Source organism: Paraburkholderia sp. BGA-UO-ETr-F12 (assembly GCF_059567945.1).
The window spans coordinates 50,369-67,619 of record NZ_JCAQOZ010000056.1; the positions used below are offsets into that span (position 1 = coordinate 50,369).

Sequence of the window (17,251 nt, forward strand, 5' to 3'; positions counted from 1 at the left end):
TGCTTCGACATGATTCACGAGTTGCGCGAGTACCGGATCGACGTACGGGCCGCGGATGCTTACTTCAGCCTGTTCAGGGATCTTGCGATGCCGATCCGGGGCAGCGCTTACGGTCGGCTGGTGGCCAACTGGCTGATCCCCGGCGAGGTGGTGACGTTTTATCACCTGTGGGAATACGACTCGTTGGGCGAGCGCACGGCAAAGCGTGCCGCGTTGGCGCAGGTCGAACGGTGGACGCGCGATTTTCTGCCGGGGGCGGCCGCGCTGGTCAGCAGCCAGCGGCTCACGATCTTGACCCCTTACGCGATCGACGGGCTGCCCGGGGTTGCCATCGACGATTTCGGCGCCGCGCCGATTGTCTTCACGACCGTCCGGTGCAGAACCGGCAAGGCCGCAGCGGTGGCCTCTGCGATCGCGACCGCCCGACCGCCGGGGTTGCGCGGCGTATGGACCGAAGAGATGCCCGACCCTAACGCCGTGTGGTACGTGTGCGACCCCGGCGAGGCGCTTGCGTCGGACTGGCTCGAGGCGCACGGTGCCGTTCACCGAACCACGAAAACCTGTGAAAGAGGTCCGTACTGATGGCTGCGCGAGCGCCCACGGGTTGCCGGATGATTACCCCGCCGCGGTACGGCGGGCATGCGTGTAATCGTTTTCCAACCGGCCTCGCGGTGATACACTTGGCTCGTCAAAACAGGAATAGCGGACCCTGTCCGCCGTTCCCATCTTGCTGAGCCATGAAAAGTCAGAAAGCAAAAGCGAACGTATTCGACGTTGCGAAGGCGGCGGGCGTCTCGGTCGCGACCGTCTCCCGTGCGTTCAACATTCCCGATCGCGTCGGCGCAGAGGCCCGCGAAAAGGTATTCAACGCCGCGATGCAATTGGGCTACAGCCCGAATCCGGCGGCCAAGGCACTGCGCCTGCAGAAGTCGTTCATCATCGGCGCAGTGATTCCGTCGCTCGATTACTCGATGTTTGCGCGCATGACGCACGCGTTCGAGGAACAACTCACGGCCGCGGGGTATAGCGTGTTCGTGGTGACGAACGGGTTCGACAACCGGAACATGCTCGATGCGGTCAAGAAGATCGTCGAGCGCGGCGCCGAGGCGCTGTTGCTGGTCGGCAAGATCGAAGATCCGCGACTCAGGAGCTACCTGGAAGAAACGCAGATTCCCTGTGTGACCACGTATTCGTATAACGAAGATCCGATCGTGCCGTCCATCGGCTTCGACAATTACGCGGCGACGAAGCAGGCCGTCGAGTTTCTGATCCGGCTTGGTCACAGGAATATGGCAATGGTCGCCGGTCCGCTGCAGGGCAACGACCGTCAACAGGCGCGCATGCGCGGCTTCGAGGAAACCATGCGGGCGCATGGTTTGAACGACGGCATTCACATTATCGAAAAGAGCTACGGTGCGGCGATGATGCAGGGCGCCGATGCGATGCGGCAGATCTACTACGAATTCCCCGGTGTGACCGCAGTGGTGTGCAACGCGGATGTGTTCGCGCTGAGCGCCATTGCGGAATGCCGGCGTCTCGGCCTGCGCGTGCCCGAGGATATTTCCGTGGTCGGTTTTGACGACGACGATTACACGACCATTTTTTCTCCCGCATTGACGACGATCGCGGTTCCGGCCGCGGAGATGGGGCGTCATGCGGCGCGCTCGCTGATCGGCGCGCTGACCGCGGGGCGGCGTGTCATGTCGGCGCGGCTCGATACCCAATTGGTGGTGCGTGAATCGACGAGCGTGCCGCGGATTGCCACTGCGAAGATATCGCCCGAGGTGGCTTGAATAGCGTGACGTCGAAGGCGCGAACCGAACGCGGGGATCAACCACGCAGCGTGTTCCTGGCGACGAATCTGCGACGGGCAGTCCCGCGCGTCGCCTCAACTCTAGTGGCAGTTTGACTGGTTGCAGCCAGATGTCGGCTTCGTCCGGCGTCCTGCGCTATGCGGGCGTTTTTGTGGAGCTTGCTCGACGCGACCGCGTTGACGGCTACAACGTCCGCCCTTCGGTCGTAGGTTCGCCGACCTCGTCCTCTGTCTCCACATATATCGCACACTCGGGGCAATTCTCGGCCGCGAGTTCCGCCAACTCTTCCAATTCCTTCGGCAGTGTCGATTGAATTCGTACGATAGCGTAGCCACCGTTGTCGAGTCCAAACAGTTCCGGGGCAAGCCGGCTGCAATTGTTGTGGCCGTGACAGAGGCCCGGTGTAATGCTTAATTTCATGGTTGTCCCTGCAGTGTGCGATATGAGATCGTGAGGACCCGCGACTGTCGTCAGCGATAAACAGCCGCGGCTGGCGTACCGTCACGAACGGCCGCGAGGGCAATAGCGGACCTGAAGCGAACAGAACGCGTCGAGTCCCCATGAGCCGTTCTCTATGCCGATGCCGCTCCATTTCCAGCCACCGAACGGTAAATGCGGCTGCACGACCAGGTGCGTATTGACGTAGGCGCTTCCGCAATCGAGCCGGGCGGCCACGCGTGCCGCACGCTCCTCGTTCGAGCTCCAGACCGATCCAGACAATCCGTACGGCGTTGCATTGGCCCGTGCGATCGCTTCGTCGAGATCGCCGTAGCGCAGAACGGGCAACGCCGGACCGAACTGCTCTTCATCGACGATGCGCATGCCCTCACGCGCCTCGTGCAAAATCGTCGGCTCGAAGAAGTAGCCCGGCCTGTCCATCGCGTGTCCGCCGGCGGCGGCCAGTGCGCCGTCAGCCAACGCATCAGCGACGAGGCTCGAGACCCGCTCGAACTGTGGCTTGTTGTTGATCGGACCTAGCTGCACGCCATCGTCCATGCCGTTGCCGACCCGTGCTCGACGGGCGCGCTCCGCGAGCGCTTCGACCACTGCATCATGCAGCCGGTCCGGCACATAAACGCGCTTGATTCCCGCGCAAATCTGTCCGTTGTTCGTGAACGCTCCCCAGAAAATGCCCGCCGCGACACGTGAGGGATCGGCGTCATCCAGCACGATCGCGGCGTCGTTGCCGCCCAGTTCGAGAGTGATGCGCTTGAGGTCCGGAGATGCCGCAGCGGCAACCGCCTTGCCCGTTGCGACGGATCCTGTAAAGCTGATCTTGCGAACCGCCGGATGACCGGTCATCCACGCACCCAGCGCATCGCCGCCGCTGACCACGTTGAGTACGCCGGGCGGTAAATGCCCGGCGATGATTCGCCCCGCGGCGAGTGTCGACAATGGCGTAAACGGCGAAGGCTTCAACACGATCGTATTGCCCGCGAGCAGTGCGGGCGCGAGCTTCATTCCGAGTAGAAGCAACGGGAAATTCCACGGTGTGATCGCGGCGACGACGCCCAGCGGACGGCGCACGAGCACTGCCTGACCCCGTGCATCGTCCTGAAGCGCCTCCGGCCGCAGCGGCAGCTCCGCAAAATAGCTGAACCAGCGCGCGGTCTCGGTCACTTCGAAGGCGGCCGCCATGAGTGGCTTGCCTTGTTCTTTTGTCACCAGTTCCGCAAGCTCCAGTTGTGCCGCGATCAATGCATTGGCAATGCCTTGCAGCGCCGCGCGGCGCACGCTGTCGTCGCTTACGCCCCACGACACGAAAGCGCGCGCCGCACTGGCCATCGCGTCGTCGAGCTGATCCTGGGTGCATTGCGGGGCTTGCGCAAAGATATCGCCGGTGGCCGGATTGACGACGTCGAACCACGAGGCAGCGCTCGTCTCGCCGCCGTCGATCGTCATTTTGTAGAGGTTCATTAAAACTCCAGATTGGAAAACGGTGGCTTTGCGTTCGGTCAGAACCGCAGGACGGCGCGTGCGCCGCGTCCGGACGCGCAGTAGTCGAGTGCGTCGTTGACGGCGGGAAACTCGAACGTGCGGGTCACCAGCTCGTCGAGCTTCAACAGTTTCTGTTCGTAGAGACCAATCAGGCGTTGCACTTCGCGATGAACGTGCGCAGAACCATAAAGGGAACCGCGAATGGTTTTCTCGGTCATGACGATACCGGTGAACGACGGCACATTGACCACCACGTCGTCGGGGCCCGCGCCGACCAGCACGGCACGGCCGCCGCGCCGCGTCATGCGGACCGCGTCGCGCACAGTGTCCTGATGGCCGACCACCTCGATGGCGGCGTCCACGCCGCGTCCCTCTGTCGCCTTACGAATCTGGCGGATCAGTTCGGCGCCTGGCTGTAGCGTCAGCGTCGCGCCGAATTCACGGGCGAACGCGAGCCGTTCCTCGCTCGGATCGATCGCGATGATCTGGCGCGCGCCGCTGATACGCGCGCCTTGTATCGCGTTCAGTCCGACTCCGCCGCAACCGATCACTGCAACCGTTTCGCCCACTGCGACGCGGGCCGTGTTGACCGCCGCGCCGAACCCGGTCAGCACGCCGCAACCGATCAATGAAGCCGGGGCGAGGTCCATCTCGGGCGGCAGTTTGACGGCGGCGCGCGCGGGCACGACGCAATGCCTCGAGAAGGTGCCGAGGCCGGCCATGTGATAAACCGGCTCGCCGTTCCATCGGTAGCGAGTCGTGCCGTCGGGCATCGTGCCGCGCGCCATCGCCGCCGTGCCCGAGTCGCATAGCGACGGCTGCTCGTGCTGGCAGTAAAAGCATCGGCCGCACTGGGTGAGCCAGCTCAACACGACGCGATCGCCCGCGGCGAGTTCGGTCACGTCTTCGCCGACTTCGACCACCGTGCCGGCGCCTTCGTGACCGAGAACGACAGGCAATGGATTGGGCAAGCGCCCGGTGAAGACGGACAGATCCGAATGGCAGACGCCCGATGCGCCGATTGCGACGAGCACTTCGCCGGCGCGCGGCGGTTCGAGATCCAGATCGATCATCCGGATCGGTTCGCCCGGACGGCTGAGGACGGCGGCTTGCGTTTTCATAAGCGAGGAAATTTCCGCGGAGAGGAGAGAGACGGTGGGCGGGTATGCCGGCCAGTCAGCGATCGACAGCGATCAGAACCTGTTCCGGTCCGCGCGTTTGACCGGCGGTCCATTCGACCGCGTCCGGCGCGGTGAGATGAAAATTCGGCATCACACGCAACCATTCTTCGAGCGCCACGCGTAATTCGAGGCGCGCCACGTTCGAGCCGAGGCAACGATGCTCGCCGGAGGAAAACGTCAGATGCCGATTGCGTTTGCGATCGAGTTTGACGGTATCGGGCTCGTCGAACACGGCCGGATCGCGATTGGCGGCGGCCAGCGGCAGAATCACGCGCTCCTGCGCAGCGATGCAGCGGCCGTGCAGTTCGACCGGCTCCGCGGTCAGGCGCGCAATCGAAACCGGCGCATAAGCGCGCAACAATTCTTCGACCGCAGTGGTGCGCATCATGTCCGGCTGGGCCAACAGTTGCGCGCGATCGTCGGCGTGCGATGCGAGGTGCCACAGGCTTGCGCCCATCGCGCTCCACGTCGTGTCGGCACCGGCCAGGACTAGCAGGAACAGGCTGCCCAGCTTGTGCTTGCGGCTAAGCGGTTCGCCGTTCAGCGTGGCATGGGCGAGATAGCTGATCAGATCGTCACCCGGCGCGCTCGCGCGTTCTTCGAGAAGCTTCTCCAGATACGCCAGCTTTTCTTGCACGACGGCGCTGCGCACCTTCTGGTCGAGCGGGCCAAGCCGCACCAGTCTGACGACCCAATCGACGAAACGGTTCTGTGCGTCGAGCGGGACCTTGAGAATGTGCGAAATCACCGAGAGCGCGAGCGGGCGCGCGAAATCGCCGACGGCATCGCCTTCGCCTCGCTCGGCGATGGCCGTGGCGAGCCGGCGTGCTTCGTCGCGCACGAACGGTTCCAGTTCGGCGATCTTCGCGGGCGTGAAGAAAGGCGCGAGCAGATCGCGATGTGCCTTGTGGTCGTCAGGACTCGACGTGAGCGGCGGCAAAAAGAGTTCATGGCCGATCTCCGGGATCGGTCCGGCCACTTCGACGGCGCGTGACGAAAAGCGCGCGCCGTCGTGAGCGATGTCGCGCACGTCGTCATAACGGGTGACGACCCATGAGCCGCCCCACTTGTCACTGTGCGCCACGGGGCAGCCGCCTTTGCGCATTGCAGCCCATAGTGCGTCCGGGTCGTTGGCGTAGTCGCCTGCGAAGATGTCGTAGCCGTCCTTTACGTTGCCTGCGTTCGTTGTGTCGCTCATGAGTGTCTCCGGTGTCGTTCCCTGTCACGTGCAGTTAACACTACATATAACAATCCAAAATGTCAAAGTATGTAGAACGTTTTATGTGACATCCGAAGCGACAGGATGCCTTCCGGCTGTCGTCGGAGATTGCCTATAACCTGCTGGCAAAGGTCGCCGTGCCGATGCCGCGTTTACACCTATCGAGGTTGACGCAAGCGATGAACTAGACTTGTCTATGTTCTACATAAAAATAAACATAGGAATGAATTAGGTAGATAAAATTCTGTGTGCGTCGCGGTGTTCCGGCAGTCCGTAACAAACATGGCGCGCCACAGCCCGCATTCACTACAATCGACGGAGCGAAGCGATGGGCGTGGAGGTTGGATTGGCCGGGTCATACTGGGCGAAAGACACATCGTTGGAGGTGCTGGACTGCACGCTCGGCGACCTGTTGCGTAAAGCAGCGGCGGAGGTGCCCGAGCGCATCGCACTGGTTGAAGGAATCGACGGCTACGCGGCGCGGCGGCGCTGGAGTTATCGCGCGTTGCTCGAAGCGGCCGAGCAGGTGGCGCATGCGCTGCTTTCCCGTTTCGCGCCCGGCGAGCGGATTGCGGTGTGGGCGCCGAACTGTCCCGAGTGGATCCTGTTGCAACACGGCGCGGGGCTCGCGGGAATCGTTCTGGTGCCGGTCAACCCGGCTTTTCTCGCGGACGAACTCACGCACGTTCTGAAGACGTCGGAAGTCGCTGGCGTCTTCTACGCATCGCTCTACCGCAATAACGATCTGTCGGCGGTCCTCTCGTCGGTGCGCGCGCGCCTGCCGCATCTGCGCGAAACGGTGTGTCTGAGCGACTGGGAGGACTTCGTCGATTCGGCCAGCGCGAGAACGCCGCTGCCGGCAATCGCCCCCGGCGATATGGTGCAGATTCAGTACACGTCCGGCACCACTGGATTTCCCAAAGGTGCCTGTCTGCATCAACGCGGCATCGTCAACGCATCGCGCTTCGCCGCGTTGCGCGCGGGCTTCGGCGACGGCGGCGTGTGGGTCAACGCGATGCCGCTGTTTCATGTGGGCGGCTGCGGCGTGTCCGCGGTCGGTGCGCTGGCGCAACGCGGGACCTTCGTGCTGATGCCGGGTTTCGATGCCGCGAAGATGCTGGAAATGATCGAAAGCGAGCGAGGTACGGCCACGCTGGTCGTGCCCACAATGCTGGTTGCGATGCTCGATCATCCGGATCGGCCGCGCCGCGATCTGTCGTCGCTCAAGCTGATTCTGTCCGGCGCGTCGGCTGTTCCCTCCGCGCTCGTCAGGCGGACAACCACGACGTTCGGCTGCAAGTTTTCGATCCTCTTCGGTCAGACGGAACTGAACGGCGTCATTACGCAAACCAGTGGCGACGACTCGCCCGAGGATCAGGCCGAAACGGCAGGCCGTCCGTTACCGCAGATGGAACTGAAAATTGCCGACCCGATTTCGGGCGAAGTGCTGCCGCTCGATACGTCGGGCGAAATCTGCGCGCGTGGCTATCAGACCATGCAAGGCTATTTCAACGCGGCCGATGCAACCAGCGCCACGCTGCGCGAAGACGGCTGGCTTCACACGGGCGATCTCGGTGCCATGGATGAGCGCGGATATGTACGCGTCACAGGCCGACTCAAGGACATGATCATTCGCGGCGGCGAGAATATTTATCCGCGTGAGATCGAAGAGGTGTTGTTCGATCATCCCGACATTGCGCACGTGTGCGTGATAGGTTTGCCCGACGAGCGGTGGGGTGAAGTCGTGGCGGCAGTCATACGGCTCTCGGCTAACGACGGGGCGGCTCCTGATACAGCACCTCCTTGCGCGGCATTTGTCGACGGCTTGCATGCGTGGTGCCGCGGCCGTCTCGCCGCCTACAAGACGCCTGCCATCTGGTTCTTTATCGACGAATGGCCACTCACCGCGAGCGGCAAAGTACGCAGGCATGTGCTGCGCGAGCAGATCCTCGGTGGCGGCCATCGCGGACTGGTTGCCACGAAGACGCCCGCGCGACCAGCCGGTTGAGCAGGCTAGCCGCATGACTGCACGCCTCGCCCTTGCGACAAGCGCCTCGATGCGGGCCGCTTCCACAGATTCCGCTGCGCGGCGCATGAGTTCCGGCAGCGCCCGTTCCTTGCTGCTCACTTTGCTCGGCGAATTCGTGCGACCCGGCGGACGCGCGGTCTGGACCGCCACACTCGTTCAAGCGATGGGCGGAATCGGGATCACGGAAAAGTCGGCGCGTCAGGCGATCGCGCGGGCGGGGGCGTCGGGATGGATCGAGGCGCACCGCATCGGCCGCGAGACCTGCTGGGTGCTGACCGCGCGCGGACGCCGCATCATCGACGAGGGCGCGCAGCGCGTGCAGTCGATGAGCCGCACTGCGCCGTGGGACGGCCGCTGGCTGGTGGTCGCGATTTCGCTGCCGGAATCGCACCGGCCCGAGCGCATCAAGCTGTATCGCGCGCTGTCGTGGGCGGGTTTCGGCAATCCCATGCCGGGGATCTGGGTCAATCCGCACACGGAACGTGAAGACGAGACGCATCGCGTGGTCGAACAACTGGGTCTGTCCTCCTTCACGTGCGCATTCGCCGGTTCCGGATTGCGTTTCGGTTTGACGGACCGGCAGTTGGTCGAAAAGTCATGGGACCTGGAGTCGGTCGCAGCACATTATGACTTGCTGCGCGAACAGTTCGGCAAGCTGCGGCCGCGCTCCGATGACTCGATCCTGTTTACGCACGTCAAACTGGTGAACGCGTGGCAGCGCGTGCCGTTCATCGATCCGGGTCTGCCGGCCGCCTTGCTGCCGTCGCGCTGGCGGGGCCGCGAGGTGGCCGCGAAGCTCGAGTCGCTGCGCGAGCAATGGAGCGGCGCGGCGCATGCTCGTTGGGATGAACTCGCGGGCGCCGCGCCGGTGCTCTGAGCGGCGTCGCGCCGGCTCGTTGCGCTAGCGGTTGGTGATCCTGGCCGGCAGCAGGAATGTGAGCAGGCAGCCCAGCATGGCTAGCCCGGCGAATACCACGAGCCCGGCGCTCACGCTATGCGTGGCATCCTTGATCCAGCCGATGAGGAAGGTCGCAAAGAACCCGCCGAGGTTGGCCACGGAGTTGATGAGCGCAATGCCTGCCGCCGCGGCGCGTCCTTTCAGCAGACTGCCGGGTATCGCCCAGAACACGGGAAAGGACGCAAAAATGCAGGCGTTGGCGACGGTGAGAAGGGCGAGCGTGATGAACGTATTGTCGAGAAAGCGTGCCGCTATGGCGATGCAGACACCCGCGGTGAACAGCGGAATGATCAGATGCCAGCGCCGCTCGCGATGTTTATCCGAACGTGTCGCAAGCACCAGCATCAACAGGATCGCCGCGAGGCTCGGAATCGCGGTGAGGAGGCCGATTCGCAGACTGCCCTGGACGCCCGACTCGCGAATGATGGTCGGCAACCAGAAGCCGATCACATAGATGATCAGCGCCAGCGTCATGTTGATCAAAGACAATACCCACACATAGCCGTTACGCAACGCCGGGCCGGCGCCTTCGTGCTTCAGCATCGGCGGATGGCGTTCGAGATCGGCGCGTAACGCGTCTTTTTCGCTTGCGGTCAGCCAGGCCGCCGCCTGAGCGTTGCGCGGCAACAGAATCAGCACCAGCAGGCCGAGGGCGATCGATGGAATGCCTTCGAGAAAAAACAACCATTGCCAGCCGGTCCAGCCATGCACGCCGGCGGAGGCGCCCATGATCCAGCCTGACAGCGGGTTGCCGATCAGACTCGCGAGCGGCAGTCCCATCAGAAACAGCCCGACTGCGCGGCCGCGCAGGTCCGGCGGATACCACTGCGTCAGATAGAGCAGCACGCCGGGCAGAAAGCCGGCCTCGGCCGCGCCGAGCAGGAAGCGCACGACATAGAACTGCGTTGGTGTCGTCACGAGCAACGTGCACATGGACAACGCGCCCCACGTGATCATGATGCGGCTGATCCACAGCCGCGCGCCGAAGCGATGTAGCAAGAGATTGCTCGGCACTTCCAGCGCGACATAGCCGACGAAGAACAGGCCCGCGCCGAGCCCGTAAACCGTTTCGCTGAACTGCAGATCGACTGACATCTGTAATTTCGCCAGACCGATGTTGATGCGGTCGAGATACGCGGCGAGATAACAAAGGCACAGAAACGGGATGAGCCGCCAGGTGATCTTCCGGTATATCGACGCCGTCGTTGCAACGGGCAACGCGATGCCGGACGCTTCATAAGTCGGTTGCATTTGGTTTTCCTTTGAGCTTGCACGTGCGGTGGCGGGAGGGGAACAGGAGCGACGCCGCGTGACCTAGAATTTGTGCCGCAAGCCGATGCGTACCGCGAGCTGATTGGTCGTGGAGGAAGCCGGCAGCGAGTACAGGTTGGCCACCTTGGCATCGCCACCGGCATGCTGGTAAGAGACCGACGTGTAGACGTCCGTGCGTTTGGAGAGGAAGTAATCCACGGTGCCGCTAACCTGCTGGTACTTCGGCTTCATGCCGGAATCCACCAGCTTGACGTTGCTCTGTGCGAGCGCGGTGGTCAGAAACAGTGCGGGACTCGCCGCGTAACTGCCGAAGACCTCGAAGTTGTCGACATTCACGGGCGAGGTGGTGACGTCGAAACGCACATGGCTGTAGGTTGCGCCGACGGTGAACTTGCCGATCTGGTAGTTGCCGGACACGACCGCGATCTGTTGTTTGAGCACGGTGCCGGTCTCGTAGAGCGCGGGGAGCGACGGATAATCGGAGCCGGAAGTTCCGGACATGCCCACCGCGCCCGTCGTGTTGCCGGCCGGCTGGCTCAACGCCTCGTATGCCGCGGCGATTGAAAACGCGCCGTGTTTATAGCTTGCCCCGACGTTCCATGCCCGGTTGGTCGCGAACGAGCCAGCCTCGTTGCCGAACGCGTAAATACCGCCGAATGAAAAACCGCCGTAGCTCGGACTGATGTATTTCACTGCGTTGCTAAGACGGAACGTGTGCTGGAGGTTGTCGTTGTCCTGAATGTGTCCGGAATAGACGCCGAGATACGGTACCGAACTGACAGGGATGACGAAATCCGCGACAAGGTCGTATTGCCGGCCGACCGATACCGTGCCGTACTGATTCGACAGGCCAAGATAAGCTTGCCTGCCAAATTCGCGGCCGCCTTGCATGAAAGTGCCGTCGAACAGGTTGAAGCCGCTTTCCACCACCGCGACGCTTGTCAATCCACCGCCTAGGTCTTCCGTGACACGCAGTCCCCAGGCGTCGCCCTGCATCACGCTGCTGGCGGTTTGCCAGTTCGATGATCCCTTCTGATTGTTGGTATAGGTGAGGCCCGCGTCGATCAGGCCATATAGCGTCACCGTCGCGTGCGCGGCGCCTGTGAACGCAAGACAGGTTATGCCGAAAGCAATCTTTTTCATCAACGTCTCCGAATGTTCAAGATTCTTTTTGTTATACGTAGGACTAAGGATTTTGATCTGGCGTCGCGCTTTGCGTAGCTACGATTCGTTCGTCGCGGAACGTGGGTCGTTTGCGGAGCGCTTCTGATGTGCTACATTGTGCGATAACAATTTACATCGCATGTAGCATTTATGCAGCGACGTGTTTACCCTTAAACGCCGATTGGCGGCGGCGGGGAATGCGCTCGCCAGTCCACCATGGAGCAGGGACATATGAAGCTCAATCCGTTCATCGATCTGCTGGGTGCAAGGGTCGAAGTGTGGCGTGATGGCTATGCCGAGATCGTTTTACCGGTTACGCCGAACCTGCTGAATTCCGGCGGCATCCTTCACGGCGGTGTGACCGCCGCGCTGCTGGATTCGGTATGCGGCCTCGCGGGCCTGTTCAATCGTGAAGCGGGGAAGCAGCGCGTCGGTTCGACCCTCTCGCTGACGCTGTCGTATCTGGAAAAGGGCGTGGGCACACATATCGTCGGCAGGGGCTATGTTCAGCGCGAAGGCCGGTCAGTGTTCTTTGCCAACGGCGAGGCATGGACCGATAGCGGTGTGCTTATGGCCACCGCGCAAGGCGTGTTCAGCCACGCCACGTTTGCGGCGTGAAGCAGCGGGCCGCGGCTCATGTGGGCGCGCTTCGCGGCTTGACGTGTCCGTGGCAAACTGCCTACCATCGGACGTTTTTTACAGCACCCTCAATTTTTACGCTCGTCAGATCAGGAACGCGGAATGGCAGATTCGTCTCACAACGCAATTGAATTCGGCGACGAAGCCGATACCGCAGAACGCGTCACGCCGGGCAGCGCTCGCTCGCTCCTGTTGACGCTGCTCGGCGAGTTCGTCGTGCGCGAGGATCGTCCCGTGTGGACGGCTACCCTGCTGCACGCATTAGAAGGTGTTGGCGTGGCCGAAAAAGCGGCTCGTCAGGCGATTGCGCGTGCGGCAACGGCGGGATGGATCGAGAATGCACGTGACGGCCGGCGCGCCAGCTGGTCGCTGACCACGCGCGGCCGCGAGCTGATCGCAGCGGGTTCGCTGCGTGTGAAATCGCTGGCGGGCGAAGCGTGGAATGGTCATTGGCTGGTCCTGCATCTGTCCTTGCCCGAAACGCATCGCACGATGCGCGTCAAAGCCTATCGCGCACTGAGCTGGTTGGGCTTCGGCAATCCATCGCCAGCCCTGTGGGTCAACCCTCACGTGAACAGGCAGGGTGAAACGAAGGCGGTACTTGCGGAGCTAGGTCTGTCGGGGGTGGCGTTCGGGTTTGTCGGCAAATCGTTCGATCTCGGCGTGAGCGATGCCGAGCTCGCGCAGCGCGCATGGAATCTCGACGCCGTGTCGGAGCATTATCGCGAACTCGCCTCGACGTTCCAGAAAATGCGGCCGCGCTCGGACGACGCGATCCTGTTTGCGCACGTGCAACTGGTCAATCAGTTGCAACGCCTGCCCTATATCGATCCCGGTCTGCCGGACATTCTGTTGCCAGCCGGTTGGCAGGGGCGCCAGGACGCCGCGAAGCTGGGCGCGATTCGGGCGCGCTGGCAAGACGCCGCCCACGCGAGGTGGACGGAGCTAACCGGTACCGCGCCGGCGCGCTAACCGGCTCAGCAGTTGGGGGCGACACTCGAAGGCGCGGTGAGCGGCGTGTCCCGCGGGCTGCCCGGTGCATCGCCGGCGGGCCATTGCTCAACGAGTTCGCGCTTGAGAATCTTGCCTGATGCATTGGTCGGCAACGCGTCGTAGCGCAGCCACCAGCGGGACGGAATTTCGAAGCGACCGAGCGTCGCGCCGGCGTGCGCCGCGAGATCGTCCGCGCATAGCGTCGCGCCCGAGCGCAGCACCACAGCGGCCGCCACTTCCTCGCCGAGATCGTCATGCGGCAATGCGACGACGGCGACCTCGAGCACATCCGGATGCGTAGCCAGGCAGCGCTCTACATGAGCCGACGCGATATTCTCGCCGCCGCGAATGATGATGTCTTTCGAACGGCCCACTACATAGAGTCGATTCTCTTCGTCGAGACGGCCGAGGTCGCCCGTACGAATCCAACCGTCCTTGTCGGCGATCGACGCTTCTTCGCCCCAATAGCGGCTGGCCGCTGAAGGCGTGCGCGCGCAGATTTCGCCCACGCCGTGCGGATCCGCTTTATCGATCCTGATCTCGACCACCGGCAACGGCCGGCCGACGCAACCTGGCCGCCCCTGCAACTCCGCACCGGATGCCGCGGCCAGCACGCCGCCCGCTTCCGTCAACCCATACAAGCTATTGACGCGCTTCTTGATGAGCGGAAATGCCGCCTGAATTTTCGCGCGCAGTTCGGGCGACACGGCGGCACCGCCCATCGGAATGGATTTGACGCTGGAGGTGTCGTAGTCGGCGAAGTGCTCGAACTCGACTACGCGTGACACCATCGTTGGAATGCCGCCCCAGACGCGTACGCGTTCCTGTTGGATCAGGCTCAATACCTTTTCGGGTGTGAAGCGGCCTTCCAGAAAAATCAGTGCGCCGCCGGACAGCAGCGTGGAGAAGCTGATCTGAATGCCCGACAAATGAAACAGCGGCACGCTCAGCAAGCTGGTCGTGCCGGCGTGGTCCGGGCCCAGTTCATTCGGCAGGCGGCCGGTCAGCACCAGCAGATTCTGGATGTTCGCGATCACGGCGCGATGCGACATCACTACGGCCTTGGCTGCGCCTGTCGTGCCCGAACTGAACATGAGAATGGCCGGATCATCTTCCGCAATTTTCGCGTCGGGCAGATGGAACATTGCGTCGGCGCCATGTTCCGCGTGCAACTGATCGAAGGCGAGCCGTGTATAGCCGGCTGGAAACGCTCGGTCGGCGGGGCGGTCGGTGACGATCAGCGCGGGCTTCACCAGATCCACTGCGTGAGCCGTTTCCGTGTCGCTCCACCAGGCATTGCCGAGTGCGGCGACGGCGCCCAGGCGCTGGGTCGCCCAGAACGCGAGCAGCCATTCGACGCTGTTGAAGCCGAGCAGCATCACACGGTCGCCAGTGCGCACGCCGGCTGCGCGAAGCTGTGTTGCCACCACGCCGACGGCACGCGCATGCGTCTCGAAGCTGAGGCGCCGCTGTCCTTCGACGAGAAACGGTCGCTCGCCCCAGCGCAGGCTATCGGTCAGCAATTCGGCGAGCGAGCGTGGCCGGTTTCGATAGGCGCGGCAGGCATGCTGATCGACCGTGATCGATTCGACATCGCGGCCCCAACGTTGGGATTGACCGGCTTCGGTCATGACTTCCGCCATTTGTTACCTCTGTGATGGATAGAAAACGCGCCGTGCGCGAATTGCATTGCGTGGATCGGGAACCGGCGCGCTAACGCGTGGCGAAACCGAGCGCGCCGAGGACTTCTTCAGTGTGTTCACCGACGGAGGGCGACGCGGCCACGTGCGAACGTCGCTTGCCGTCGAAACGGATCGGCGCTTCAACCGATTTCACCGATGCGGAACCGGCGCCGGTGTCCACTTCGATCCATGCGCCCGTGGCGGCGGCCTGCGCGTCGTCGATCAGATCCGCCGGCGTTTGCACCGGCGCCCACCACACGCCGTGTTCGTCGAAAACGTCGGCCCAATGCGCGAGCGGATGCGCGGCAAACGCGGCGTCGAGCATGGGAATGAATTCAGCGCGATGCTTCGCGATCGCCCGGGCGCTGTTGAAGCGCTCGTCGCCCAGCAAGTCGCTGCGGCCGATCGCGGCGAGCACCGAGGGCAGATGGCGTTGTGCCTCCACTCCCACCAGGAAGAACCAGCGGCCGTCCTGCGCGCGATAGGAGTTGTACAGGGGGGTACGCGATTCACCGCGCGGGTACGGCGGCTTCGGGTTGCCACCCATGGCTTGCACGCCGAGTTCGCCGCACAGCGCCCACATGCCGGTGCGTAGTAACGACGCCTCGACGAATTGGCCCCGGCCAGTGCGCTCGCGCTCCAGCAATGCCGCGAGCGTGCCGGTCGCCGCCGTCATCGCGGTGAAGCTGTCGCCGATGCCTTGCATCAGCGCAAGCGGCGCGCTGTCCTGCTGAGTGATCTCGTGCGAAATGCCGGTGCGCGCGAAAAAAGCCGCCACGTCGTAACCCGGGCGGTTCTGGTCGGGACCACCCCAGCCATAAGCGCTAACCGAGCAATAGACGAGCCGCGGATAGCGCTCGCGAATTGCTTCGGGTGTCAGTTCGAGACGCATCAGTGCGTCGGGGCGCAAGTTGGTGAGCAGCACGTCGGCGCCGCCCAGCAGGGCGTCGAATGCCTGCATGCCGGCCTCGGTTTTGATTTCGAGCGCCACCGACCGTTTGCCGCGATTAGCCGCCAGAAACGCACCATTGGGCGTGTCGCTGCGCGCGCCTAGCGACGAGAAGATTGCCCGCATCGGCTCGCCGCCCGGCGGCTCGATCTTGATCACATCCGCACCCCAATCGGCCAGCAGGCCGCCAGCGAGCGGGCCGGCCATCCAGTGCGCAAATTCGATCACCCGTATGCCAGCCAGCGGCTGTGCGCCTTGATCGTGCGGCGCTGCGTGTTCGCCGTGCGATGTCTCGCTCATATCTGTTCTCCAGGGTTTTCCAGAGGCATCCCGATCGATGAAGCCTGAAATGGCAATGCGGTTCTTGCGAGGGATCGGGTTGGCCTTGAAAAAATACTACATTCGTTGATACTATTAGTCAAACGATGTAGCATTTATTCGAGCGCTGGCGCAGTAGACCGGATTGAACGGTCGGCGGCCCCGTCCTCGCGGTCGGTAACCTTTTGCATGGAGCTATGTATGGAACCAGCGATCCTGGTCGAGAAAGACGGTCCGGTTGCGCGGTTGATCCTCAATCGTCCCGAAAAGCACAACGCGCTGAAATTCGACGACCTCGACACGCTGGTCGAAGCGCTGCATGAAGCGGAGGCCGACGACGACATCAAGGTGATCGTCCTGAAGGGGCGAGGGCAGTCGTTCTGCTCCGGGCACGATTACAACGACGCCGTGCGTTCGTACGGCCTCGAAGTGACCGAGCCCGGTGTGAAACCGCGCCGGCCGAGTCAGCGTTCGCGCTTGCTGCGCGACCGCAAGCTCGGCGAGAACTACATGGCATTCCAGTATTCGCTGAAGCCGGTGATCGCGCAGGTGCAGGGTTGGTGCACGGGCGCCGGGCTCTATCTGGTGGAACTGGTGGACCTCGCGATTGCCGCGGACGACGCCCGCTTCAGTCATTCGGAACAACGCCTTGGACTCGCCGGCAATACGTGGCATCTGAATACGCAGATCATGACCTATGGTCCGAAGAAAGCGCGCGAGTTACTGCTGCTGGGCGACAACTTCGACGGCCGCGATGCCGAACGCCTTGGCCTCGTGAATCAAAGCGTGCCGCAGGAGCAACTCGAATCCACTGTCGAAGACTGGGCCCGCCGCGTCGCGCAACACCCACGCGACGCGCTCGTCACCGGCAAGGCAATGTTCCAGATGGCGCTCGACAGTCTGGGTGGTTCTCAGCAGTTCTATCGTGGCTATGTAGGCCACACGCTCGGCACCAATCTTCGGCTGGAAGAAGATGAATACAACTTTTTGCGCGAGCGGCATGACAAGGGCACGACTGCTGCCTTCAAGGAGCGCAACAAGGTGTTCGACTGATTCGCCTGCGTTGCGCGGACATCGACGGCGCCGTGATTGAGC

15 protein-coding genes are annotated in these 17,251 nt (G+C 62.9%); 7 read left to right on the forward strand and 8 right to left on the reverse strand.

Going from position 1 to position 17,251, the window contains the following annotated elements:
• Nucleotides 1-9: 9 nt before the first annotated feature.
• A complete protein-coding gene (locus tag AC57B6_RS24250; RefSeq protein WP_496422244.1) occupies nt 10-582 on the forward strand; it encodes an NIPSNAP family protein in 573 nt (190 codons plus the stop codon).
• 155 nt (nt 583-737) lie between these two features.
• Nucleotides 738-1,793, forward strand: coding sequence for a LacI family DNA-binding transcriptional regulator (locus tag AC57B6_RS24255; RefSeq protein WP_025496651.1), 1,056 nt, complete (start codon nt 738-740; stop codon nt 1,791-1,793).
• Nucleotides 1,794-1,997: 204 nt separating this feature from the next.
• On the opposite strand, the gene AC57B6_RS24260 is transcribed toward AC57B6_RS24255, so the two are convergent.
• From AC57B6_RS24260 to AC57B6_RS24275, 4 genes are all read right to left on the reverse strand, one after another.
• Nucleotides 1,998-2,234 (reverse strand): ferredoxin, encoded by a 237-nt coding sequence (locus tag AC57B6_RS24260; protein WP_496422245.1) that lies wholly within the window; start codon nt 2,232-2,234, stop codon nt 1,998-2,000.
• A gap of 81 nt (nt 2,235-2,315) precedes the next feature.
• On the reverse strand, nt 2,316-3,731 hold the full coding sequence (locus AC57B6_RS24265; protein ID WP_028194287.1) for an aldehyde dehydrogenase family protein: 1,416 nt from the start codon (nt 3,729-3,731) through the stop codon (nt 2,316-2,318).
• Between the two features lie 38 nt (nt 3,732-3,769).
• Entirely contained in the window at nt 3,770-4,873 is a 1,104-nt protein-coding gene (locus AC57B6_RS24270; protein ID WP_496422246.1) for a Zn-dependent alcohol dehydrogenase, read from the reverse strand.
• Nucleotides 4,874-4,928: 55 nt separating this feature from the next.
• Nucleotides 4,929-6,131, reverse strand: a complete 1,203-nt coding sequence (locus tag AC57B6_RS24275) for a cytochrome P450 (RefSeq protein WP_216750355.1) — start codon at nt 6,129-6,131, stop codon at nt 4,929-4,931.
• A gap of 349 nt (nt 6,132-6,480) precedes the next feature.
• Here AC57B6_RS24275 and AC57B6_RS24280 point away from each other — a divergent pair, with 349 nt between their 5' ends.
• Nucleotides 6,481-8,160: an AMP-binding protein gene (locus tag AC57B6_RS24280; protein WP_406868928.1), complete on the forward strand. Its 1,680-nt coding sequence runs from the start codon at nt 6,481-6,483 to the stop codon at nt 8,158-8,160.
• An 85-nt stretch (nt 8,161-8,245) separates the two neighbouring features.
• The gene (locus tag AC57B6_RS24285; RefSeq protein WP_281664517.1) at nt 8,246-9,058 is read left to right on the forward strand and encodes a PaaX family transcriptional regulator; all 813 of its coding nucleotides are present in this window, start codon (nt 8,246-8,248) and stop codon (nt 9,056-9,058) included.
• A gap of 24 nt (nt 9,059-9,082) precedes the next feature.
• Here AC57B6_RS24285 and AC57B6_RS24290 read toward each other — a convergent pair whose 3' ends face one another.
• Both AC57B6_RS24290 and AC57B6_RS24295 read right to left on the reverse strand, forming a co-directional pair.
• Entirely contained in the window at nt 9,083-10,390 is a 1,308-nt protein-coding gene (locus tag AC57B6_RS24290) for an MFS transporter (protein ID WP_042273712.1), read from the reverse strand.
• A 63-nt stretch (nt 10,391-10,453) separates the two neighbouring features.
• Nucleotides 10,454-11,554: a porin gene (locus AC57B6_RS24295; RefSeq protein ID WP_046571874.1), complete on the reverse strand. Its 1,101-nt coding sequence runs from the start codon at nt 11,552-11,554 to the stop codon at nt 10,454-10,456.
• A gap of 252 nt (nt 11,555-11,806) precedes the next feature.
• Between AC57B6_RS24295 and AC57B6_RS24300 the strand changes: the two genes are divergently transcribed.
• On the forward strand, nt 11,807-12,193 hold the full coding sequence (locus AC57B6_RS24300) for a PaaI family thioesterase (RefSeq protein ID WP_028194281.1): 387 nt from the start codon (nt 11,807-11,809) through the stop codon (nt 12,191-12,193).
• Between the two features lie 123 nt (nt 12,194-12,316).
• On the forward strand, nt 12,317-13,186 hold the full coding sequence (locus tag AC57B6_RS24305; RefSeq protein ID WP_030099261.1) for a PaaX family transcriptional regulator: 870 nt from the start codon (nt 12,317-12,319) through the stop codon (nt 13,184-13,186).
• 5 nt (nt 13,187-13,191) lie between these two features.
• Here AC57B6_RS24305 and AC57B6_RS24310 read toward each other — a convergent pair whose 3' ends face one another.
• Entirely contained in the window at nt 13,192-14,850 is a 1,659-nt protein-coding gene (locus AC57B6_RS24310; protein WP_496422247.1) for a class I adenylate-forming enzyme family protein, read from the reverse strand.
• A gap of 70 nt (nt 14,851-14,920) precedes the next feature.
• Complete coding sequence (locus AC57B6_RS24315; protein ID WP_496422248.1) at nt 14,921-16,138, reverse strand: CaiB/BaiF CoA transferase family protein; 1,218 nt, start codon at nt 16,136-16,138, stop codon at nt 14,921-14,923.
• Between the two features lie 219 nt (nt 16,139-16,357).
• Between AC57B6_RS24315 and AC57B6_RS24320 the strand changes: the two genes are divergently transcribed.
• The gene (locus tag AC57B6_RS24320) at nt 16,358-17,209 is read left to right on the forward strand and encodes an enoyl-CoA hydratase/isomerase family protein (RefSeq protein WP_496422249.1); all 852 of its coding nucleotides are present in this window, start codon (nt 16,358-16,360) and stop codon (nt 17,207-17,209) included.
• The last annotated feature ends 42 nt before the right edge of the window (nt 17,210-17,251 follow it).